Here is a 20,783-nt window from a genome sequence, read left to right on the forward strand (position 1 = left end):
TCAAGAGGACAAGCTGAAGGAGTGACCACCGATGCCGGCAACCCGGGCCACGCTGCGTGCCGCGACAGCGCAAGACGCACACCACATCGCTCGCCTGCACACGCTGAGCTGGCAAACCGCATACAGCCACATCCTGCCGGCTGCCTATCTGGCCGACGAGGTCCCGACGGAGCACGCGAACCGATGGCGGCACTATCTCGATCGCAATGAAAAAGAGTGGGGTCTCGTGCTGATCGCCGACGCGGATGGCGAACCCGTGGGTTTCGTCAGTGCCGAGCGTCCTGTCAACGCGGTGCTGGGCGTGTTGCTCGACTGCCTGCACGTCCATCCTTCGCATCACGGAAGCGGTACGGGCAAGCGCATGATCGAAGCCGTTCGTGCCTGGGCGCGCACGATTGGCGTGCACAAGGTCCATCTGAAGGTGCTGGAGAACAACGAACGCGCGATCGGTTTCTATGAACACAACGGATGGCAACGGGCGGGTATCGAGACGAGCCGCATCGGCCAGACGGAGGTCACCGACCGGATCTATGCGATACAGGCGTAGTGGCCTGGCGACATTCGAGCGAGCGGTCGCACGATGTGCGGCCGTCGCCGGGCGAAGGCCGAACAGGCTCCGTCGCTACTCGCCGCAGTACCGCACGAGCAAATCGGCTTCCGTCTCGTGCACCTCGACGGGCAGGGTCGTTGCGCCTGCATAGGCCAGATAGCGTGCGCGATGCTGGCCGTTGCGGAACGACGCGACGCCGACCTTCGACAGGCCGGGGATGCCGAGCAGCGTTCGCGTTCGCGTCTCGCGAAACGTGATGTATGGCATGTCTGCAATCCTGTCCTGTTCAGGATCGAGGAATTCGCGAATGCCCGCGGCTTTTCCAGGGGCCCAGTACAGAACGGACGGCAACACGTAGTCCGTCGTGTCGCGGTCGGCACATGCCAGCAGTTTCGGCAGGTCGATCGTCACGACCCGATGGCGCGTATCGTCAGACGAGAATACCCGCTTGAGGTGCGTATAGGCATAGGGTGTGTGCCCGGGAAGCTGGATAACCCAGACTTCTACGCCATTTTCCTGTGCGTGGGCGAGTGCCATTGTTTCCTCTGATGCCGCGAGCGGCCTTTCTGATTCCAGTTTAGCAGCGCGATTGCGGCGGCGAGGCAGGACAATACCCGAAAGATGAAATCGGAGCGATTCGCGGCAGAACCTGAGCCGCGAGCAAAAAGCGCGGAGGAGAATGGTGGGCAAATCGATTGCGCTCATGTGTCGGCGATCGATATCGACAGGTCGCGAGAATATCTCGATACTGCCCGAGGACATGATGCGCCGCGCGAATTTCATCGAAGATTCATACAGTGTCGAGGAACCGGATGCGCGGCTCATCGTAAGTACGGCACTGGCAGATTGACCGGAGAAAACCATGTCGTCGAAACTTGAAATCGAGTACCTCGATTACTGTTTCACCGCGATGCTCGAAATCGGGGCGTCCGGTCGGACAGGCGTTGTCGACTGGCATCTCGAATCCGATTCGCGAAGCAAGACGCTTGCGTGGATCGTGTTCGATCGCTTTCTCGAGCGACATGATTTCGCTGATGAAGAGGATGCGCGCGCCAACATCGTCGACTGGCTGGAGCGACTGGCCGATCCGCGCTCGGGCGCGCCGGTCGAAATGGCGAAGGCGAATGCTGTTGCTGCCGGGGCGGTGGCGACGGGCGTATCGACCACATCGACTGCCGAAATCGTCGGCGAAACCGTCATCGATATTGCTGGCGACCTCGACTGGATAGAGCGGGTCGCAGAATGGCTTTTCAGCTGACCGTCACGATGACGAAACCCGGTTGTCATGACGCGCGTCCCGGTGTTCGAAAAATACGGTTTCGAAAAAGTCGGTACCGAAAAATGAAGCCCGAATCGTGTCGATCGGAAAAATAGAATAAACCTGCTTTGACAACACCTGCGACTTACCGGAAACTGGGTTCGGGCTGAAAATATCCGATTGAATTAAAACAAAATAAAACTCCAGAAATGAAAAGAAGAACGCTGCTGACGGCGGGCGTGATCGTTGTCGCTGCCGGCCTGACAGGCTGCACTGCAATGCTGTTCGAAGACGGCCATTACGAAGAGACAGTCGACCGATTCCTCGTCAGCGAGGACGGCAAGAAATTCGTCGTGCTCGGCAAGAAATATCACTACATCTTCGAGATGCCGGAGCATCTCGGCGCGGTGCTGGCATCGCCTTACCGGAAATCGATCGAGGCGTCGCTATCTGGGTTCGTCGCGCAGGGCAGCAAGATTTCGGGCGATTTCTCGCTGCGGCTCCATCGCGATGACATGACCAATGAGGATTGGAATCGTGCGCTGGAGGACGGCTTCACGAAGCTCGGAGACTGGGATCTCGGGATGAAGGGTGAACTGGCCGGATCGCGCTATCTCGCCGATGGTTTTGCGCAAGGCAAGACGTGGTCGTCGTTTGCGCATGCGTACAAGATCCCGGTCACCGACCGCATCACGACGGCGGGCAAGGCCGTGCGCGTGCTCGCGACGCCTGTCACGCTCGCAGCCGACGGCGTGATGATGATCGGGGCCGTGGTGCTGTCACCCGTCATCGTGGTGGTGCTCGCGCCGGTCGCGGGCGTTGCGCTCGGACCGTGACGCGATCCGAGCGGCACGCGAGCGAACCAATTGCTGCGGCATTGTCACCAAATGGTGAGTTGCCGCACAGATCGTTGCGCGGCCCACGCTCACAATTTGGCCGGTTGATCGTTCTTCCCCGGCCCGGTCAACCGTTTCCCCGCTCGCTCGCGCAGGAGCGGGGGCTTTTTGCCCGTCCGACGCGGGGAGGCTGCGTCGACGGAACCGGACGGGCGTCCGGCGGGCGGTGTGAGCGCATCGATTGCGCACCCCGGCATCCGTTCGCCTGATCCGCACGAATCGCTTTCCTCGTGCCTGAGCGAACCCTCAGGCCCATCGCCGGTTTCGGCCGGTGATGCCTTGGTCCCGGCGGCGCGCAAGCATGCCGCCGGGATATTTTTTGCGCTGGATGCGTTGCATCACGTGTCGCACAGTGGGCAGGTCGACCCGCTCAGCCAGCCTGTTCCACGCTGGTTTCCCATCCGTCGTAATCCCCTCCGAGTGCACGCACTTCGTGGTTGATCGCGATCGTATGGCGCGTGATGTCGGCCAGCGCCATGGTGCCTTCATGTGAAAACCGGACCGCCGATTTGCCGTCCTCGGTGGGCGCCACCGATTCGACCGGATAGCCTTTCGATTCGGCCCAGTCCGCGAACTGATGCGCGTCGCTCGGGTCGGGGAAGTACGCCCAGTGCATCACGCGCCGACTTACGTCGCTGGCGTCGCCTTTCTTGCGCAATTCGTCCAGCACGCGCATGTCGCGCATGATCAGCCAGTCGTCATCGGTCGGGTAGAGCGTCTGCCAGTACGCTTCCTTGTCCGGATCGTCCTGATGCGCGTACTGCAGGGCGTAAGTCGTCTGATCGGCCAGCGCGTCGACGATCTCCGCCGCGGCCTCTTGGTCGAACGGCACGTAGAAGAGGAAATCCCGATGGCCGTCGACGGTGATGCGGCCAACCTGCACGCCCCCTTTCGCGGTGATCGTGGCGTCGAGCAGATCCTCGATCGTCGCGAGGTCGGTGAATTCGTCGCCGGTCGGCAGGCCCTCCGGTGTCGGATGCGCAAAGGGGACGCGCACGCTGAGAAGCGACGTGCGCGGATCGCCTTCGGCGATTTCCGCAAAGCTGTGGTTGAAGCTGATGAAAGCCTGATGGTCGCCCATTCTGGCAGGGAAGGTTCCCCAGGCGTCGGTCATGTGTTTCTCCCGTGCACGATTGTCTGTTGACGGTTGTAAAGCGTCCCAATGTATCATCGAAAATCACGTGGGCCGGAGAAGCGCGCATGATCGCGAGTCTGGGCATTCTGGTGCCGGTCGAAGACGATCGCTTCCGGGCGGTGGTGGATTTCTATCGGTTGGCGCTCGCGCTGCCCGTGCATGCCGAAGGCGTGTCGGCTGCGGGGAATCCGTGGCATCGCTTTGTCTTGGACGGGGCGACGCTGACCATCCATACGGGTAGCGGTGGCAAGTTTCCGTACCCTGAGTTTCGTCCGACTGGCCATGGCATTGCGTTGGCGATCGAAGTCGCGCACGTGTCGGAAGCCGTCGCGCGCCTTGAGTCGTGTCGCGTCAGTATCCTGAACGAATGGGACTACGGCGACGGCACGATCGCGATTTCCGTGGCCGATCCGGCGGGAAACGTCTGCGAGATCTGGGGCCGTCCGTGATCGTGTATCGGTACGGCGGGCCGCAAAAAATTCGAAGGAGATGCCGATGTCGATGTTTGCGGTGAATGGCGTGCGAATCGATCCGCTCAGCGCGCGCGTGACGCACGTGCGCTGGGCGGCCGTGAATCCGGCTGACCGGTCGTGGGCGGCGACGCCCAGCGAAGCACCGGTGGCAGATGTGGCGCGTGCGCTTGCGTCCGGTAACGATGTCCGCGCAATCTTCTCGGCAGCGGACGCTACCGCGATTGGGCCCCGGCTGAAGCGCGTGCTGTATCGCGATGCATCGGAAGGCATCGAACTCGACATCGATGCAACGAACGAGTCGCGCACTTTGCGCGACCTGCCGCAAATCTGACCGGCGCGGTATGCGTCAGCGATAACGGGTGCCGCTGCATGGAGGGCGGCACCTGGCCGAACGGCCGCTCGCGCGACGTCGATCGCGAGGAGTAGTATTGGATGACCGTCATGCTGCATTGGCGGTTGCGCCGAACGGTCTGACGGGGCACGTGATCTTGAGCGAGCCCGTTTTACCGGAAGCGAATATCGCAAACGCGTACGAGACCATGTCCAGACCGCTCCTCGCCCTGTCGGCATCCGCGCTTTGTCTGGCGCTGTCGGCTTGCCAGACCGCGCCCGAGCCGCCTCCGCTACCGTCGCCCGACACCGCGTCGGCTGCCGCGGCCGTGCCGGCATCGTCGCCGCCCGAGCCGATCCGTGGCGTCGGCCAGGCTCCTCATCTTGCCGGGCAGAGCCACTGGGCCATTGGTCAATGCACGACCAACGGCACCGTCAAGGTGTGCAACTGAACATGACCGATGCCGACGGAGCGTGGCCCGTTCCGCGCGGACGAAGGCGCGTTGTCGTGCGTCGATACTTACCTTCACCGATCCCGACCGTTTTCCGGCGACAGGCCGCCTGTCTCGGCGCGTCGATCGGATATCCGGCCTCGATGAGCGGGTTGTCGTCGATGTGAGCGATTGCGCGATGAACGACGAAAGCGAAACCACCGATTCCGGCCGGCATGTCGATCCCGATGCGGGAACCGTCGTCGGCCCGTTGCCGGTGACGCTGGCGGTCGACGGCCGGAGCCTGAAAGGAAGGGCGATCGCGTGCGCGGTGCTGGCCGTGGCGAGCCTGTGCGGTTATGCGGCCGCGCCGGCGCTTTGGCCCGTGGCGGCACTGGCCGTGTTGCTGGCGCTGGCGGGGGCCGCCTTCTTCGTGTCGTCGCGGCGCAGGATGGCGCTGCATGTCGACGAGACGGGCTTCAGGCTGGTCGGGGCTTTGCGCGAGCAACCCGTCACGCGATGGCGTGACGTCACCGAATTCCGGATCATCAGCGTCGCCGGAAATCGCTACATCGGCTACCAGTTCTCGGCGCTTTCATCGCGCAACAAGGTACCGGGTGGCGTGATGCTGCCGATCGCCCGGTTTGCCGATCTGCCGCTCGATGCGGTGGCCGGATTGCTGGAGGCATGCCGCCGGCAGTTCGGCGTACCGGACAACGAGGCCGACCTGACGGGCCGATGACGCCCGATGCGGGGAACCCGTGTGCGCCGATACCGGGGAAAACAAAAAAATGTCGGCCGCCGTGTCGATTTCCGCCGGGTTCGTCCGTCGTAGCATCGGAGGCGTGCGCAGCGCGCGTCCATCCCGATTCCGATACGACAACCGCCCGAAGGAGCGACACCCATGTCCACGTCCGTCAAACCGATCCCGGAAGGGATGCGCACGCTGACGCCGCACCTGATCTGCGCCGGCGCAACCGCAGCCATCGACTTCTACAAGCGTGCGTTCAATGCGAGCGAACAGTTTCGCCTGGCGATGCCCGACGGCCGGCTCGCGCACGCGTGCCTCGCGATTGGCGATTCGACACTGATGCTGGTGGATGAAATGCCCGAGCACGGTGCGCTCGGGCCGAAGGCACTCAAAGGCACGCCGGTCTGCCTGCACCTGTACGTGCCGGACACCGACGCGGCGATCGCGAAGGCGGTCGCGGCCGGCGCGACGGTCACGATTCCGGCTGCCGACATGTTCTGGGGCGATCGCTACGGACAGGTCGAGGATCCGTTCGGCCATCGCTGGTCGCTCGCGACGCATCAGCGCGACCTGACGCCCGAGCAGATCGCGCAGGCCATGGCCAGCGCGCCGCCGTGCGGAAGCTGACGCAACCACGCAACACCAATTGAGCAACGGGGCGGCGGCGCGTGCCTGCGCCCGTTCCGTCCGCGCTTACGCGCCGGTCGACTTGCCGCGTTGCTTGTGCTCGTACATCCGTTGATCGGCCGAGGCGAGCAGGTCGGCCACGTCGCGATGGTGCGCGGGATCGTAGTCGACATGCCCGACGCTGAACCGGATGTCATAGCCGCGTGCGTCGGCCGCGTTGCGCAGCGCGAGCGCCCGCGTCACGCGTTCGACCGGCTCGGCCACGTCGGCCGGATCGGTGGCGCTCAGCAGCACGACGAATTCGTCGCCGCCAAGCCGGGCGATCACGTCGCTGTCGCGCAGCGCGCCCGTCAGCGTGTCGGCGAAGGCCTTGAGCGCGTGGTCGCCTTCGGCGTGGCCGAAGCGGTCGTTGATCGACTTGAAATCGTTCAGGTCGAAGAACAGCAGCACCGCGTGACGGTCGAGGCGATCGCACAGGCTCAGCACGTGGCGGGTGAGAATCTCGAAGCCGCGCCGGTTGGTCAGTTGCGTGAGCTCGTCGGTGGTCGCGAAATGCAGCGCGGCGATCTCGCGCTCGGTCATGTGGGCGAGATCGCCGAGCAGCGCGAGCTCGTCGGGTTCGAGCGAGCGCGGCCGCGTGTCGATCAGGCACAGCGTGCCGATGGGTGCGCCGTTGGGCGCCGTGATCGGTCGACCGGCGTAGAAGCGGATGCCGGGCGCGCCGGTGACGAGCGGGTTGTCGTGGAAGCGATTGTCGTTCAGCGCATCCTGGATCACCATCGTATGGCCCTCGTGCAGCGCATGGGCGCAGAACGACACGTCGCGCGACGTTTGCGTGACGTCGAGCCCGGCATGGCTCTTGAACCACTGGCGATCGTCGTCGACGAGGCTGACGAGGGCGATCGGTACGTCGAACAGCCTGCGTGCAAGACGCGTCAGGCGATCGAAGCGCTCTTCGGGCGGCGTGTCGAGGATCGAGAGCGAATGAAGCGTATCGAGCCGGGCCGCCTCGTCAGCCGGTTTCGGGGCGATTTGCATGGGCCTTGTCTTTTGTTCCGGCTGCGAGGCCGGTTACGGGATCGTATGTCGGACAGTATCGCGCATTGTTCGGCGCATCGCCACGTTGCCAATCCGCCGACCGGTGGTTTCGGCCCGGCACGAATCGATGCAGATCGGGTGAGAAGCAGGCGCCATGGGGCCGCGTTTCGCCGAGATGCGCAATCGGCGGCGCGACACCTCAAGGTACCCCGGCGCAGTGCCGTAAACAGGGCGAGTCCATTCGTCCATCGCCTCCCACCACACCATGGTTCGATTTCTGTACGCGGGCTATCTCGCGTTTGCGCTGTATCTTCTTTATCCGATGGTTCAGAACACGCTGGCATTCGGCGTCGTTTGCGTGAGCAGCGCGCTGCCCGGCGGCTTGCCGCCGTCGTCGGCAAGCGGCGCGAGCGGACAGGCGAATCGCTGTGCGCCGACGACGCAGGCCGGTGCGGCGACCGGGCGGGCGCCCGACATCCATTGAGTGCGGCGGGGCGCTGGCCATTCGGCTGAATTGAGCTTCGCGCCACGCTCGCCGATCATCAGCACCACGGCGGATCGAACACGGGGCGCGCGCCGCGCGGCCTGCCTCAGTAGCTGGAGCGGTACGGCGTGCCCTGGTCGAAGCGGCTTTGCCAGTGCGTGAGATAACGCGACGCGAGTTGCGGGTTGTTCCACACCACGACGACGTTTTCGGAATTGCGGCTGGCCGCCGATGCGCTGTAGTTGAACGAGCCCGTTTCGACGTGCTCGGCGTCGATCACGAGGTACTTGTCGTGATGGATCGCATAGGCGTCGATCGTGCGCGTCGGGATACCCGCGTTGACGAGCAGGTTCAGCGCCTGCTTGCTGCTCTTGGCGCGATTGCCCTTGTCGTCGACGACCACCGCGACATTCACGCCGCGTCGCTTCGCCGCGAGCAGTGCGCGTGTGACAGGCGGCGACGTGAACGAATAGGCGGCGACGCGGATCGAACTGCGCGCGGCGCCGATCGCTTTCAGCACGAGCGCTTCAGCACCGCCGTCGGGCGAAAACGCCGATTCGACGACCTGGGTCGCGGGCGCTTCGTGAGTGGGGGCCGGCAGCCAACGCGACACCAAGTCGATCGCCTGCTGGAGCAGCGATTCACTTTGCGTCTTGCCGAAGGCGGCGTACGGAGTGGCGAGCAGGGAGGCGGCGAGACAGGCAGCGGCGAGGCGATTGCGCGACAACATCTTGGACAGCGAACAATTTCGAGACAGCGGGCCGTGAGTGTAACGCAGACGTGGCGGCCCGGTCACGTGTGGATGAGACGGGACGACGCATCGCGATGACCGTGATCGCAGGGGCGGTGATGCAAAGTTGCGTTGTACAGGATCCGAGTGCGTGATCGGGTTGATCGACGGATGCAGGCGATAGCAGCGCGCGATTGCGCGTGCGATGGTGGTGGAATGGCAGCGTATAAGCCATGCGCGCGCGGCCGGTTGGGCACGATGCGGCACGCAACAGCAGCGTGAGTGCGACTAACGATCCGTGTGCGCTACGCGTTCACTCCTGAATGCACGACGCAGCATCAATCCTCGGCCGCGGGCGTCCCGGCTGCCTCGGCTGCTATCCCACCGGGGCCACGCTCCGGCTGCACGTCGCGTGCGTCGAGCGGCTCGCCGCACGCGGAGCATACGGTGACCGCATGCATCAGATGGCCGCAAGTGCGGTGACGCAACTGCACCGGCGGCCCCTGGCCGTCGTCTTTCCAGCGGTCGCCCCACGCCGTCAGTGCGAGCAGGGTCGGGTAGAGGTCGAGGCCCTTGTCGGTCAGCCGGTATTCGAACCGCGGCGGCCGCTCTTGATACGCGCGCTTGACCAGCACGCCTTCGTCGACGAGTCGCGCGAGCCGCTCGGCCAGCACATGACGCGTGAGGCCAAGCTGGGTCTGGAACGCGTCGAAGCGGCGGCAGCCGAGGAACGCGTTGCGGAGGATCAGCATGGTCCAGCGGTCGCCGAGCACGGCGAGCGTACGCGCGACCGAACAGTTCAGCGTGCCGATGTCATCCCATTTCATCGTCGAGTCTCTTGCATCCTTGGCGGCGGTTCAGCGAAACAGCGGGTTCGATTATAGAACCCGCCTTCGGTTGTAACGGGCCCGGCCACGTTGACAACGGCCGCCGTCGTTGTCAATAATGAGTTCCAATTTAGAACTTACTCGCGCGGCGACGCGCTTTCAACCCGGAGACAACCCGATGAACCCGCATTCCCTGTCTGGTCTCGATCTGTTGCGCGCGGCGGTATCGGGCGATGCGCCGCTCGCGTCGATTTCCGAGACGATCCCGATGCGTCCGCTCGACGTCGAGCTCGGTTATGTGAAGTTTTCGGCGCGGGCGGACGGCCGGCACCTGAATCCGCTCGGCGGCGTGCACGGCGGGTTCGCCGCGACGGTGCTCGATTCGGTCACCGGGTGCGCGGTGCATTCGATGCTTGATGCGGGTGTCGGCTACGGCACGGTCGACCTGCATGTGAAGATGCTGCGGCCCGTGCCGCGCGACGTCGACCTGGTCGCGGAAGGGCGCGTGATCCACCTGTCACGTTCGCTGGGCGTCGCGGAGGGCACGCTGAAGACCGCGGACGACAAGATCGTCGCGCATGCGTCGGCGACCTGTTTCATCCAGCGGCCGCAGTGACGGCGGGCGGCCGCGCCATCGTTCGGGCCGGCGCGTGAACGTCGTTGCCGGCGCCGAAGGCCGCCTGTAAGCGTAGGCGGAGCCTGTCTGAAGCAGTCGCTTCAATGTGATAGCGTTCCTGCTTTCCACCGACGCGACAGGAACAGCATGGAATACCGCACACTTGGCGATTCGGGCATCGAGGTGAGCCTGATCGGCCTGGGCACGATGACGTGGGGCGAGCAGAATTCGGAGCGTGATGCGCACGAGCAGATCGATTACGCGATCGGGCAGGGCGTCACGCTGATCGATGCCGCGGAGATGTATCCGGTACCGCCGAAACCCGACACGCAGGGGCGCACCGAGGCGTACATCGGCACCTGGCTCGCGCAGCATCGCGCACAGCGCGATCGCATCGTGCTCGCGACGAAAATCGCCGGCCCGGCGCGGCAGCCGCACAATCCGCGCCATATCCGCGGCGAAGGCAACCAGTTCGACCGCAAGAACCTGACCGAAGCGCTCGACGGCAGCCTCAAGCGCCTGCAGACCGACTACGTCGACCTCTACCAGCTGCACTGGCCCGATCGCAGCACGACGACGTTCGGCCGTCCCGCCTATCCGTGGGTCGACGATGCTTATACGGTGCCGATCGAGGAAACCCTCGGCGTGCTCGCGGAATTCGTGAAGGCGGGCAAGGTGCGCGCGATCGGCGTGTCGAACGAAACGCCGTGGGGCGTCGCGCAGTTCCTGCGCGCGGCCGAGAAGCTCGGGCTGCCGCGCATCGCGAGCATCCAGAATCCGTACAGCCTGCTGAACCGCACGTTCGAGAACGGGCTGTCGGAATTCACGCATCGTGACGGCGTGGGCCTGCTCGCCTATTCGCCGCTCGCGTTCGGCTGGCTGTCCGGCAAGTACGAGAACGGCGCGCGTCCGGCCGGCGCCCGCATCACGCTGTTCGAGCGCTTCCAGCGCTACAGCAAGCCGCAGGCCGTCGAGGCGACGTCGCGCTATGTCGCGCTCGCGCGGCGTCACGGGCTGTCGCCCGCGCAGCTCGCGCTGGCGTTCGTCAACAGCCGGCCGTTCACGCGCAGCAACCTGATCGGGGCGACGTCGCTCGAGCAGTTGAAGGAGAACATCGGCAGCGTCGACGTGACGCTGTCCGACGAGATCCTCGCCGAGATCGACGCGTTGCACGAACTGCAGCCGAACCCGGCGCCGTGACCTGAAGCAGGTGGCGTCCGGCCCGCACGGCAGCGATGCCGCGACGGGCCGCACCGGCGGCGCATCGCTGTGCCTCCGTTCCTTCCGTTACCGCATCTTGAGCCGCGTGCGCGCGACGAACAGCGCGGCGAGGCTCAGCAGCGCGCACCCCATCAGATAGAGCGCCGGCGACAGCCGGTTGCCGGTCGCGCTGATCAGCCAGGTGATGACGAACGGCGCGAAGCCGCCGAACAGCGTGACCCCCGTGTTGTAGCTGACCGCGAGCCCCGTTGCGCGGGTTTGCGACGGGAACAGCTCGGCCATCAGCGCCGGCAGCGCGCCGCAGTACATCGCCTTCAGCGCACCGATCCAGACCAGGGCAGCGAGCATCGTCGCGAACGACGCGTGACGCGTGAGCCACGCGAACGTCGGGTACACGGTGACGAGCATCAGGACCGCCGCGACCGCCATCATGCGGATCCGCCCGGTGCGATCGGACAGGTGGCCGACGATCGGCGTGACGAGCGTGAGCACGAAGCCGGTCGCGAGCGTGGCCGCGAAGCCCGTCGATGCGGGCAGTCCGAGTTGCTTGATCGCGTAAGTCGGCATGTACAGGATCATGTAGTTGATCGCGGTCGAGATGACGAGCGCGCCGATCGACAGCAGCACCCGCACCTTTTGTTCCGCGAACAGCTCGCGCACGGGCGCTTCCGAGCGTGCCTGCGTCTTGAACTCGACGCCTTCGTCGACGTAGCGGCGGATGTACAGCCCGACCGGGCCGATCGCGAGCCCGAACAGGAACGGCACGCGCCAGCCCCAGCTTTCGAGTTGCGCGGTCGTCAGCGTGGCGGTCAGCAACGCGCCGAAGCCCGATGCGAGCAGCGTCGCGAGGCCCTGGCTTGCGAACTGCCAACTCGACATGAAACCGCGCCGCTGCGGTGCGTGCTCGACGAGGAACGCGGTCGAGCTCGCGAATTCGCCGCCCGCGGAAAAGCCCTGCATCAGCCGCGACAGCATGATCCCGAGTGGCGCGAGTATGCCGATCGACGCGTAGGTCGGCATCAGCGCAATCAGCAGCGTGCCGGCCATCATCATCGCGATCGACAGCAGCAGCGACGCCTTGCGGCCAGCGCGATCCGCGTACGCGCCGAGCACGAAGCCGCCGATCGGCCGGATCAGGTAGGACAGCCCGAACGTGCCGAGCGTCAGCATCAGCGACGTCGCTTCGCTGGTGGCGGGGAAGAACAGCTTGGCGATCGTGACCGCGAAGAAGCCGTAGACGATCAGGTCGAACCATTCGAGTGCGTTGCCGATCGACGCCGCGAAGATGATGCGCCGGATCTTCGCGGCGCTGGGGCGGGCGGCTTCCTGCGAAGTGAGGGTGGTCGTATTCATCGTGTTTGCACGTCCCGTGAGAAGGGCGAAGCGCGTTACAGGGCGGCGCCGGCCGCGGCGGGCGCGGTGCGGCGAGCGGTCGGCGCGTCGTCGCCGAGATCCCAGAAGAGGCCGGCCATCATCTGCAACCCCTCGCTGACGACGCTCGCGAGCAGGTGCTCGTCCGGTGCGTGCTGCGAGCACGCCGGGTACGAGTGCGGCACCCACAGCGTCGGCAGCCCGAGCGTGTCGGCGAACACTTCGTTCGGCAGCGTGCCGCCGAGGTTCGGCAGGATCGCGGGCTTCTTGCCGGTGGTTCGCGCGAGCGACGCGACGGCCCAGCGCACCCATGGATCGTCCGGCGGCACGCGTGTCGCCGGTGCGCCGCGCTCGACGTCGATCTCGATGTCGGCGAAGCCGTGCGCATCGAGGTGCGTGCGCAGATGCGCGTGCAGCGCTTCCCAGTCGGTGCCGACGACGAAGCGCAACTGGCAGTGCGCATACGCGGCGGGCGGGATCGCGTTGACGGGGTGCTCGGGGTTGCCGGCCTTGAACGCGAGGATCTCGAACGTGTTCCAGCCGAACACGCGCTCGGGCGCGGTGAGGCCGGGCTCGCCCCAGTCGGCGTCGAGCGCCGGATCGCCGGGGCCGCCGCCGACGGAGAGGTCGGCGAGCGCATCGCGCACGGCGGCCGGGATCGGCGGCGGACGCAGCCCCGCGACACGAATCGCGCCACGCGCGTCGACGAGGCTCGCGAGCGCATGCGCGAGCACGATCGCCGGATTGCGCAACAGCCCGCCCCAGTTGCCGGAGTGATGCGCGCCGTCGCGGGCGCGCAGGCTCAGCTTGAAATTGACCGAACCACGCGAGCCGAGGAATACCGTCGGGCGCGCGGCGGCGATGCGCGGGCCGTCGGAGGCGATCAGCACGTCGGCCGCGAGCGCGTCGCGCTCCTGGCGGCACAGTGCGTCGAGGCCCGGCGAACCCGTTTCCTCGCCCATCTCGATCAGCAGCTTCGCGTTGAAGCCGAGCCGGCCGCCGCGCGCGTCGAGCACGCTCGCCAGCGCGGCCAGGTTGATCGTGTGCTGGCCCTTGTTGTCGGCGCTGCCGCGGCCGTACCAGCGGTCGCCGTCGGCCGTCAGCGTCCACGGCGACAACGGCGCGCGCCACTGTGCGTCGTAGCCGCGCACGACGTCGCCGTGGCCGTAGATCAGCACGGTCGGCAGCGTGTCGTCTTCGTGGCGCGACGCGACCAGGAACGGGCCGCCGCCGTCGACGGGATTGTCGACGATCCGCGACGTGAAGCCGAGGCGCGCGGCTTCGGGGGCGATCTCGTCGGTCAGGTAGGCGCGTAGCGCGGCTTCGTTGCCGCTGTCCTGGCTTTCGGTGCGCAGGCCGACGCGGCGGCTCAGGGTCTTGAAGAACGCACCGGATTCGAACTGGTTCAGCGCGTGCTGGATGGCGGCGGTACGGCTCAAGTCGGGTCTCCTCTGACGGGTTCCTGCACGCGCCGGATCGGGCACGCAGCGTGAAGTGCGATCGATTCTAGGAAGCCGTTTTTTTTGTCACAATGATCGAATTTCGAACCTTTCTTTGCCGAAAAGGCAAAGCGGCAGGCCCGGTAGCCGGGCGGAGACAGAACGATGGCGGCTTTCCTGCATGGCCTGGCGTTGCGGTATTTCGTCGAGGTGGCGCGCACCGGCTCGATCAGCGACGCGTCCGCGCGGCTGCACGTGGCCGTATCGGCGATCAGCCGCCAGATCGCGAAACTCGAGAGCGAGCTCGGCGCACCGCTGTTCGAGCGCCGGCCGCGCGGGATGGCGCTGTCGGAGGCCGGCGAGCGGCTGCTGGCGTTCGCGCAGCGCAGCCTGCTGGAGGCCGAGCACGTGATGAAGGACATCGGCGGGCTCGATGCGCTGCACGGCAGCCTGCTGAAGATCGCGTGCTCGGAAGGGTTCGCGATCGATTTCCTGCCCGGCACGCTGGCCAGCTTCAAGGCGCGCCATCCCGGTGTCGACTTCTCCGTATGGGTGGTGTCGCCGGCGGACGCGACGCGGCGTGTGCGCGATGGCGACGTGGACATCGCGTTGAGCTTCAGCCTCGCGCCGGAGAAGGGCGTGCGCGTCGACCACTCCGAGCGCGCGCCGATCTTCGCGCTGGTGCGGCACGACCATCCGCTCGCGGCGCGGGAGGCCGTGTCGCTCGCCGATGTCGCGCGTCACCCGCACGTGCTGCCCGAGGCCGGCACGACGGTGCGCCAGCTGATCGACATCGCGTGCGCGCTCGACGGGCTGCTGCTCGAGCCCGAACTGACGAGCAACAACACGGCGGCGATGTACGGTTACGCGCGGCGCACGGGCGCGGTGATGTTCACGGGGCTGCTGTCGGTGCGTGATTGCTGCGCCGCGGACGGCTTCGTCGTCGTGCCCGTGACGAACCCGCAGCTGCGCGAGCGCAGCATCCAGGTGCAGACGATGGCGGGGCGCGATCTGCCCGCGTCGGTTCGCGCGTTCCGCGATCATCTGATCGATGCGATGCAGGCCGCGTCGGCGCCGCCGACTGCCGCGCGCGGCCCGAGAGGCCGGCCCGTGAGATAATCGTCAATCCGCCTTCCGTGCCCATGCGGCTCATCGAGCCGCATCGCCCCTGTTCGACGCCAAATTGAAGAACCTGATTGTCACCCTCGATCGCGCCGGCGAGTTCGACGAGATCATCGACGTGCGCACGCCGCTCGAGTTCGCCGAGGACCATATTCCCGGCGCGCTGAACGCACCCGTGCTCAGCAACGAGGAGCGCGTGCTCGTCGGGACGATGTACCGCCAGGTGTCGCCGTACGAGGCGACGCGGGTCGGCGCGGCCATCGTCGCGCGCAACATCGCGCGCCATCTCGACACGACCTTCGCCGACCGTCCGCGCAACTGGCGGCCGCTGATCTACTGCTGGCGCGGCGGCAAGCGCTCGGGCTCGATGACGACCTGGTTCAACCTGATCGGCTGGAAGGCGCGCCAGCTCGACGGCGGCTACAAAGCGTACCGCCAGTCGGTATGCGCGACGCTCGACTCGCTGCCGACGCGCTTTCGCTACATCGCGCTCGTCGGCCATACGGGCTGCGGCAAGACGCGCCTGCTGAACGCACTGCGCGACGTGGGCGCGCAGACGCTCGATCTCGAGGCGCTCGCGTGCCATCGCGGTTCGCTGCTTGGTGCGCTGCCGGGCAAGCCGCAGCCGGCGCAGAAGGGATTCGATTCCGGGCTCGTCGAAACGCTTGGACGTTTCGACCCCGAATGGCCGGTGTTCGTCGAATCGGAAAGTCGCAGGATCGGGCTCGTGCAATTGCCGATCGCGTTGATCGAAGCGTTTCACGCGGGGCCGTGGGTGCATGTCGACGCGGCGCACGACGAGCGCATCGCATTCCTCCTCGACGATTACGCGCACCTGTTCGACGAACCGGATGCGTTCAAGGCGCAGCTCCATCGGCTGATCGGCCTGCACAGCCGTGAGCAGGTGACGCACTGGAAGGCGCTGATCGACGCGGACGCACGGGCCGAACTGTTCACCGAGCTGATCGACAAGCATTACGATCCCGCCTATGCGCGCACCTATCGCGCGACGTACAACAAGCCGAACCGGGCGCTGACGTTCACGTTCCGGCCCAACGCCGCCGATGGGCGCGAGCAGGCGCGCGCGCTGCTGGCCCAGCTTGCACAGGCCGGGCTACCCGCATCGGCCGCGTTTGCTGCAGGCGCGACATTCGAAACTGATCAAAACCAATCGACGACCACACGATGACGACCACACGCACCCAACCCAGTCCGGCCCTCGGCTGGATGACCTTCCTGCTGATCGCGGTCGCGGGCCTGTTCTATGTGAAATGGTTCCCGTACTACAACAAGGCGTTCGTCGCCGCCGAGCATCATTCGATCGGCCAGTCGATCCTGATGGGCACGTCGGCGGCCGCGCCCGAGCCGTCGCTGAAGGCCGCGCTCGACTACGCGTGGGCGTACGGCAAGGCGATCTGGCAGGCGATGGTGCTGGGCCTGCTGCTCGGTTCGGCCGTGCAGGCGCTGCTGCCGGCGCACTGGGTCGCGCGCGTGCTTGGCCGCACCGGCTTCGGCAGTGTCGCCGCGGGCGGTCTGCTGTCGCTGCCCGGCATGATGTGCACGTGCTGTGCGGCGCCGGTCGTCGCGGGGCTGCGTGCGCGCCATGCATCGCCGGGCGGCGCGGTCGCGTTCTGGCTCGGCAACACGGTGCTGAACCCGGCGGCGCTGGTCTTCATGGGCTTCGTGCTCGGCTGGCACTGGAGTGCGCTGCGCCTCGTGCTCGGCATCGCGATGGTATTCGGGATCGGCTATCTGCTGAACCGCATCGCACGCCCCGAAGACCGCAGCATCGACGATGCGCAGCTCGCCGCGCTGGCGGCCGAGCAGGCCGCGGCCGGCAATCCGTTCGTCCGCTGGATGAAGCTGCTCGCGCGCATGGCCGTGCGGCTCGTGCCCGAATACATCGTGCTCGTGCTGCTGCTCGGCGCCGCGCGCGCGTGGCTGTTCCCGCATATCGGCCCGGACATCGGCAATCATCTCGGCTGGATCATTGCATTCGCGGTCGCGGGCATGCTGTTCGTGATCCCGACGGCCGGCGAGGTGCCGATCATCCAGGCAATGCTGTCGCTCGGCATGGGCGTCGGCCCGGCCGCCGCGCTGCTGATGACGTTGCCGCCGATCAGCGTGCCGTCGCTCGCGATGCTCGCGCGTTCGTTCAAGCCGTACATGCTGGCGATCGTCGCGACGCTCGTCGTCGTGTTCGGGATCGCGAGCGGGCTGCTCGCGGTCGCGTTCGGGTTCTGACGCGCGCAAGCGGCGCGCCAAACGGGCGCAATCGTCGTATTCATCCGGCGCCGCCGTTTCACGCGTGCGGCGCCATTTACAAGAAGCAAACAGGAAAACGCATGACCCAACCGAAGATCCATCCTCGACTCGAACAGGCGCTGACGCGCGGCGATCTCGCGATCCGCCAGGCCAATTCCGCGCGGGCGACTGCCGTGCTGAACGCACTCGGCACGATGATCATCGAGGCCTCCGCAACGATCGGCGTCGAGGCCAGCATCGACATTCCGCAAGGCGACCGCATTTACGATCCGGTCAACGGCCTGTGGCCGCAGAAGATGCTGGTGTCGTTCGACGGCCCGGTGGACGAAGCCGACAAGGAAGAACTGCGTACGGTGTATCTGCTGGCCGACGATCCGGGCACGCAGTTTCGCGTCGAATGGCATCGCGCGGACGGCAAGCTCGGCCGCCAGGAAGGCGGCCCGCTCGCGACCGTCGCGTTCCTGACCGACGTCGAGATCCCGTGGAGCGACGACGACGAGTAAGGTCGTCGCAGAAAGCCGGCGCTCGCGCGCCGGCCGTCAGCGCATCATCCGCCGCCGGAACAGCCACGCGGACAGCAGGAATCCGCCGACCGCGTAACCGGTAAGCACCGCGACATGCAACGCGACGTCGGTTGCCGGCCGGCCGAGCATCGCGGGCCGGATCAACTCGACGGCATTCGCGAGCGGCAGCGCCTGCGCCGCATGCTGCGCAATCGGCGGCAGCTGCGTGATCGGGAAGAACACGCCCGACAGCAGCAGCATCGGCGTCAGCACGAGCGTCTGATAAAACATGAAGAAATCGTAGGACGGCGCGAGCGCCGTGACGATCATTGCGATGCTGGCAAACGCGAGGCCCGCGAGCGCGATCACGGGCAGTGCCGCGAGCATCGACGGAAACTGCGCATAGCCGAGCGCCCCCGCGACGAGCATGATCGCGGCCCCCGACAGCATCGCCTTGCTCGCTCCCCAGACAATTTCCCCGAGCACGATGTCGCCCAACGCGAGCGGCGTATGCATGATCGCTTCCCACGTGCGCTGCACGTGCATGCGCGAGAACCCCGAATACATCGACTCGAAGCTCGCGGACATCATCACGCTCGACCCGACCGTGCCGGCCGCGAGGAACGCGATATACGACACGCCGTCGACATGGCCGAGCATCAGCCCGAGCCCGAACCCCAGCCCGAACAGATAGATCATCGGATCGGCAAGATTGCCGAACATCGACGCGAGCGCGAGCTTGCGCCAGACGAGATAGTTGCGCCGCCAGACGGCGATCCAGTTGGTCGCGTTCGCGGGCATCGCGATCGCGAAGCGCGACACGCGCGGCGGTGCCGACGGTGCGGCGGTCGAATAGTTGCGGACGTCCATGATCGATCAGTCCTGCATTTCGCGGCCCGTGAGCCGCAGGAACACATCTTCAAGATTGGCCGGGCGATGCAGATAGCGCAACCCCGTGCGCCCCTTGAGTCGCGCACTGAGCGGTTCCGGATCGCTCACGTAGCAGAACAGCGTCTCGCCGCTGATCTCGGTGCGCTTCGCGAGCGCCGACAGCTCGTCACGCAGCGTGGCCGGATCGGGCCCGTAGATCTCGATCACGTCGCAGCCGATCTCCGATTCGATCAGCGCGTGCGGCGCGCCTTCGGCGATCTTGCGGCCTTCCTCGATCACGCACAGGCGGTCGCACAGGCGCTCGGCTTCTTCCATGAAGTGCGTGGTGATCAGGATCGTCTTGCCGCGCGCGAGCAGCGAGCGCAGCCGCTCCCACATGAGGTGACGCGCCTGCGGGTCGAGGCCCGTCGTCGGCTCGTCGAGCACCAGCACATCGGGATCGTTGACGAGCGCGCGGGCGAGCGTCAGGCGGCGCTTCATGCCGCCCGACAGCTCGCCGACCTTCGCATCGGCCTTGTTCTCGAGCTTCGCGAATTCGAGCAGCGGTTTCACGAGCGCGTGCGCGGCCTGCGCCGACATGCCGAAGTAGCGGCTGAAGACGAGCAGGTTCTCGCGCACGGTGAAGTCGGGGTCGAGATTGTCGAATTGCGGGACGACGCCGACGCGCTGGCGCGCATGCCGCGCACGCGATGGAACCGGTTCGCCGCAGAGCGAAATGGTGCCTGCATCGGGATGCGTGAGGCCGAGCAGCATTTTCAGCGTGGTGGTCTTGCCGGCGCCGTTCGGCCCGAGCAGGCCGTAGCATTCGCCGGCCTGGACGGTGAAGGACAGGCCGTTGACGACGAGCTTGTCGCCATAGCGCTTTTCGACGTTCCGGAAATCGATCGGTGCAACGGACATGGGCATGTTGTCGTTGTAGGCCGGCGCGGAAGCGTTCCGCTGTGGCCGGATGCGTGGCCGGTTGACGAACCGATCGGACGACTGCGTGTCACACGGGCATGACCGAAGCGCACGACGCCGGCGCCTGATGGCCCGCTGGAGTACGAACGGGCCATTCTAGTGCATCGACTGCGTCTCTTCAGGGCATGCCTGCACGGTGCGATGCCTGTACGCACCGATCGTGCACTGCATCATCGCGCACGAGCCGAGCGGGGCGAATCAGCGTTTTCCATCCCTTGCGTCCTGAATTGCGGCGCACCATGATGAATGCGTAGGCTCGTTGTTGCGATAGGGAGGTTTCATGGCTAGCTACAACAAGATTTTGCTGTGTTACGACGGCACGCTCGAAGGACGCAAGGCACTGCGTTGCGGCGCCAATCTCGCGATGGACCTCAAGGCCGAGACGCATTTGCTGTCGGTGGTCGACATGCGCTCGAGCATTGCACAGAGCGCGGGTTTGCTGACCGACGTCGCGTGCGGCCGGTTCGAGGAAACCGCGCGTGAAATCCTGCAGGAAGGGGTGAACTGGCTGCGCGAGCGCGGCGTGCAGGCCGAAGGCCATTTCGCGTTCGGCTATCCGATCGACGAAATCGCGAATCTCGCAAGGGAGCTGAACGTCGACCTCGTCGTCGTTGGCCATCGGTGCCGCAGCGGGTTGTCCAGATGGTGGATGGGGTCGGGCAACACGCAACTGCTCGATCGCGTGAATTGCAGCATTCTGGTGGCGTGTTCGTCGGCGCAGGAGCAGAAGGAAGAAATCGCGCGGGAGCGTGAAGCGGCCACGGCGAACGGCAAATGATCCAATGATTCGATGACTGCCTGACCGGCGGATCGCGCCGGTCGGGCGTCGTGCCACGTCCGTCGGGCGCGCGCTGACCGCGGCCAT

The 20,783-nt window shown here is 66.0% G+C and carries 25 protein-coding genes; 16 read left to right on the top strand and 9 right to left on the bottom strand.

Annotated features, from left to right (window positions below):
- Positions 1-31 precede the first annotated feature (31 nt).
- Positions 32-547 carry a GNAT family N-acetyltransferase gene (locus tag CFB41_RS08160; RefSeq protein ID WP_089456140.1) on the top strand — a complete coding sequence of 172 codons (516 nt, stop codon included), beginning with the start codon at positions 32-34 and terminating at the stop codon, positions 545-547.
- A gap of 75 nt (positions 548-622) precedes the next feature.
- Here CFB41_RS08160 and CFB41_RS08165 read toward each other — a convergent pair whose 3' ends face one another.
- Entirely contained in the window at positions 623-1,087 is a 465-nt protein-coding gene (locus CFB41_RS08165) for a hypothetical protein (RefSeq protein WP_089456141.1), read from the bottom strand.
- A 325-nt stretch (positions 1,088-1,412) separates the two neighbouring features.
- Between CFB41_RS08165 and CFB41_RS08170 the strand changes: the two genes are divergently transcribed.
- Both CFB41_RS08170 and CFB41_RS08175 read left to right on the top strand, forming a co-directional pair.
- Entirely contained in the window at positions 1,413-1,808 is a 396-nt protein-coding gene (locus CFB41_RS08170) for a hypothetical protein (RefSeq protein WP_089456142.1), read from the top strand.
- A gap of 209 nt (positions 1,809-2,017) precedes the next feature.
- Positions 2,018-2,644 carry a hypothetical protein gene (locus CFB41_RS08175; protein ID WP_089456143.1) on the top strand — a complete coding sequence of 209 codons (627 nt, stop codon included), beginning with the start codon at positions 2,018-2,020 and terminating at the stop codon, positions 2,642-2,644.
- Positions 2,645-3,074: 430 nt separating this feature from the next.
- On the opposite strand, the gene CFB41_RS08180 is transcribed toward CFB41_RS08175, so the two are convergent.
- Positions 3,075-3,818 (bottom strand): DUF695 domain-containing protein, encoded by a 744-nt coding sequence (locus CFB41_RS08180; RefSeq protein ID WP_089440005.1) that lies wholly within the window; start codon positions 3,816-3,818, stop codon positions 3,075-3,077.
- A gap of 86 nt (positions 3,819-3,904) precedes the next feature.
- Here CFB41_RS08180 and CFB41_RS08185 point away from each other — a divergent pair, with 86 nt between their 5' ends.
- The 5 genes from CFB41_RS08185 to CFB41_RS08205 all read left to right on the top strand — a co-directional run bounded on the left by CFB41_RS08185 (position 3,905) and on the right by CFB41_RS08205 (position 6,451).
- The gene (locus tag CFB41_RS08185) at positions 3,905-4,288 is read left to right on the top strand and encodes a VOC family protein (protein ID WP_089440006.1); all 384 of its coding nucleotides are present in this window, start codon (positions 3,905-3,907) and stop codon (positions 4,286-4,288) included.
- A 46-nt stretch (positions 4,289-4,334) separates the two neighbouring features.
- Positions 4,335-4,643, top strand: coding sequence for a phosphatidylserine/phosphatidylglycerophosphate/cardiolipin synthase (locus tag CFB41_RS08190; protein WP_089440395.1), 309 nt, complete (start codon positions 4,335-4,337; stop codon positions 4,641-4,643).
- Positions 4,644-4,851: 208 nt separating this feature from the next.
- On the top strand, positions 4,852-5,094 hold the full coding sequence (locus CFB41_RS08195) for a hypothetical protein (RefSeq protein ID WP_089456597.1): 243 nt from the start codon (positions 4,852-4,854) through the stop codon (positions 5,092-5,094).
- A 178-nt stretch (positions 5,095-5,272) separates the two neighbouring features.
- Positions 5,273-5,815, top strand: a complete 543-nt coding sequence (locus CFB41_RS08200) for an aspartyl-tRNA synthetase (RefSeq protein WP_089456598.1) — start codon at positions 5,273-5,275, stop codon at positions 5,813-5,815.
- 162 nt (positions 5,816-5,977) lie between these two features.
- Positions 5,978-6,451: a VOC family protein gene (locus CFB41_RS08205; RefSeq protein ID WP_089456144.1), complete on the top strand. Its 474-nt coding sequence runs from the start codon at positions 5,978-5,980 to the stop codon at positions 6,449-6,451.
- A 66-nt stretch (positions 6,452-6,517) separates the two neighbouring features.
- Here the strand turns inward: CFB41_RS08205 and CFB41_RS08210 are convergent, their stop codons facing one another.
- Positions 6,518-7,489: a diguanylate cyclase gene (locus CFB41_RS08210; protein WP_089456145.1), complete on the bottom strand. Its 972-nt coding sequence runs from the start codon at positions 7,487-7,489 to the stop codon at positions 6,518-6,520.
- 265 nt (positions 7,490-7,754) lie between these two features.
- Here CFB41_RS08210 and CFB41_RS08215 point away from each other — a divergent pair, with 265 nt between their 5' ends.
- Positions 7,755-7,973: a hypothetical protein gene (locus tag CFB41_RS08215; RefSeq protein WP_089440010.1), complete on the top strand. Its 219-nt coding sequence runs from the start codon at positions 7,755-7,757 to the stop codon at positions 7,971-7,973.
- A 106-nt stretch (positions 7,974-8,079) separates the two neighbouring features.
- Here the strand turns inward: CFB41_RS08215 and CFB41_RS08220 are convergent, their stop codons facing one another.
- Positions 8,080-8,703 carry a phospholipase D family protein gene (locus CFB41_RS08220; RefSeq protein ID WP_089456146.1) on the bottom strand — a complete coding sequence of 208 codons (624 nt, stop codon included), beginning with the start codon at positions 8,701-8,703 and terminating at the stop codon, positions 8,080-8,082.
- A gap of 338 nt (positions 8,704-9,041) precedes the next feature.
- On the bottom strand, positions 9,042-9,530 hold the full coding sequence (locus CFB41_RS08225) for a helix-turn-helix domain-containing protein (protein WP_089456147.1): 489 nt from the start codon (positions 9,528-9,530) through the stop codon (positions 9,042-9,044).
- 178 nt (positions 9,531-9,708) lie between these two features.
- Between CFB41_RS08225 and CFB41_RS08230 the strand changes: the two genes are divergently transcribed.
- A complete protein-coding gene (locus tag CFB41_RS08230; RefSeq protein ID WP_089456148.1) occupies positions 9,709-10,146 on the top strand; it encodes a PaaI family thioesterase in 438 nt (145 codons plus the stop codon).
- 147 nt (positions 10,147-10,293) lie between these two features.
- Entirely contained in the window at positions 10,294-11,346 is a 1,053-nt protein-coding gene (locus CFB41_RS08235) for an NADP(H)-dependent aldo-keto reductase (protein WP_089456149.1), read from the top strand.
- 87 nt (positions 11,347-11,433) lie between these two features.
- Here the strand turns inward: CFB41_RS08235 and CFB41_RS08240 are convergent, their stop codons facing one another.
- Both CFB41_RS08240 and CFB41_RS08245 read right to left on the bottom strand, forming a co-directional pair.
- Positions 11,434-12,720 (bottom strand): MFS transporter, encoded by a 1,287-nt coding sequence (locus tag CFB41_RS08240; RefSeq protein ID WP_089456150.1) that lies wholly within the window; start codon positions 12,718-12,720, stop codon positions 11,434-11,436.
- A gap of 35 nt (positions 12,721-12,755) precedes the next feature.
- Positions 12,756-14,177 carry a M20 family metallopeptidase gene (locus CFB41_RS08245; protein ID WP_089456151.1) on the bottom strand — a complete coding sequence of 474 codons (1,422 nt, stop codon included), beginning with the start codon at positions 14,175-14,177 and terminating at the stop codon, positions 12,756-12,758.
- Positions 14,178-14,342: 165 nt separating this feature from the next.
- On the opposite strand from CFB41_RS08245, the gene CFB41_RS08250 reads away from it, so the two are divergent.
- From CFB41_RS08250 to CFB41_RS08265, 4 genes are all read left to right on the top strand, one after another.
- On the top strand, positions 14,343-15,296 hold the full coding sequence (locus tag CFB41_RS08250; protein ID WP_089456152.1) for a LysR family transcriptional regulator: 954 nt from the start codon (positions 14,343-14,345) through the stop codon (positions 15,294-15,296).
- 64 nt (positions 15,297-15,360) lie between these two features.
- Positions 15,361-16,488 (top strand): tRNA 2-selenouridine(34) synthase MnmH, encoded by a 1,128-nt coding sequence (mnmH, locus tag CFB41_RS08255; RefSeq protein WP_089456153.1) that lies wholly within the window; start codon positions 15,361-15,363, stop codon positions 16,486-16,488.
- Entirely contained in the window at positions 16,485-17,543 is a 1,059-nt protein-coding gene (locus tag CFB41_RS08260) for a permease (protein ID WP_089456154.1), read from the top strand. The genes mnmH and CFB41_RS08260 overlap by 4 nt, the downstream gene beginning before the upstream one ends.
- Before the next feature lie 101 nt (positions 17,544-17,644).
- Entirely contained in the window at positions 17,645-18,067 is a 423-nt protein-coding gene (locus CFB41_RS08265) for a hypothetical protein (RefSeq protein WP_179249984.1), read from the top strand.
- A 36-nt stretch (positions 18,068-18,103) separates the two neighbouring features.
- On the opposite strand, the gene CFB41_RS08270 is transcribed toward CFB41_RS08265, so the two are convergent.
- On the bottom strand, positions 18,104-18,937 hold the full coding sequence (locus CFB41_RS08270) for an ABC transporter permease (RefSeq protein ID WP_089456155.1): 834 nt from the start codon (positions 18,935-18,937) through the stop codon (positions 18,104-18,106).
- Positions 18,938-18,943: 6 nt separating this feature from the next.
- On the bottom strand, positions 18,944-19,858 hold the full coding sequence (gene nodI, locus CFB41_RS08275; RefSeq protein ID WP_089456156.1) for a nodulation factor ABC transporter ATP-binding protein NodI: 915 nt from the start codon (positions 19,856-19,858) through the stop codon (positions 18,944-18,946).
- A gap of 340 nt (positions 19,859-20,198) precedes the next feature.
- Between nodI and CFB41_RS08280 the strand changes: the two genes are divergently transcribed.
- On the top strand, positions 20,199-20,696 hold the full coding sequence (locus CFB41_RS08280) for a universal stress protein (protein WP_089456157.1): 498 nt from the start codon (positions 20,199-20,201) through the stop codon (positions 20,694-20,696).
- Positions 20,697-20,783 lie beyond the last annotated feature (87 nt).

Origin of the sequence: Burkholderia sp. AU33803 (genome assembly GCF_002223095.1) — a bacterium.
GTDB lineage: Bacteria > Pseudomonadota > Gammaproteobacteria > Burkholderiales > Burkholderiaceae > Burkholderia.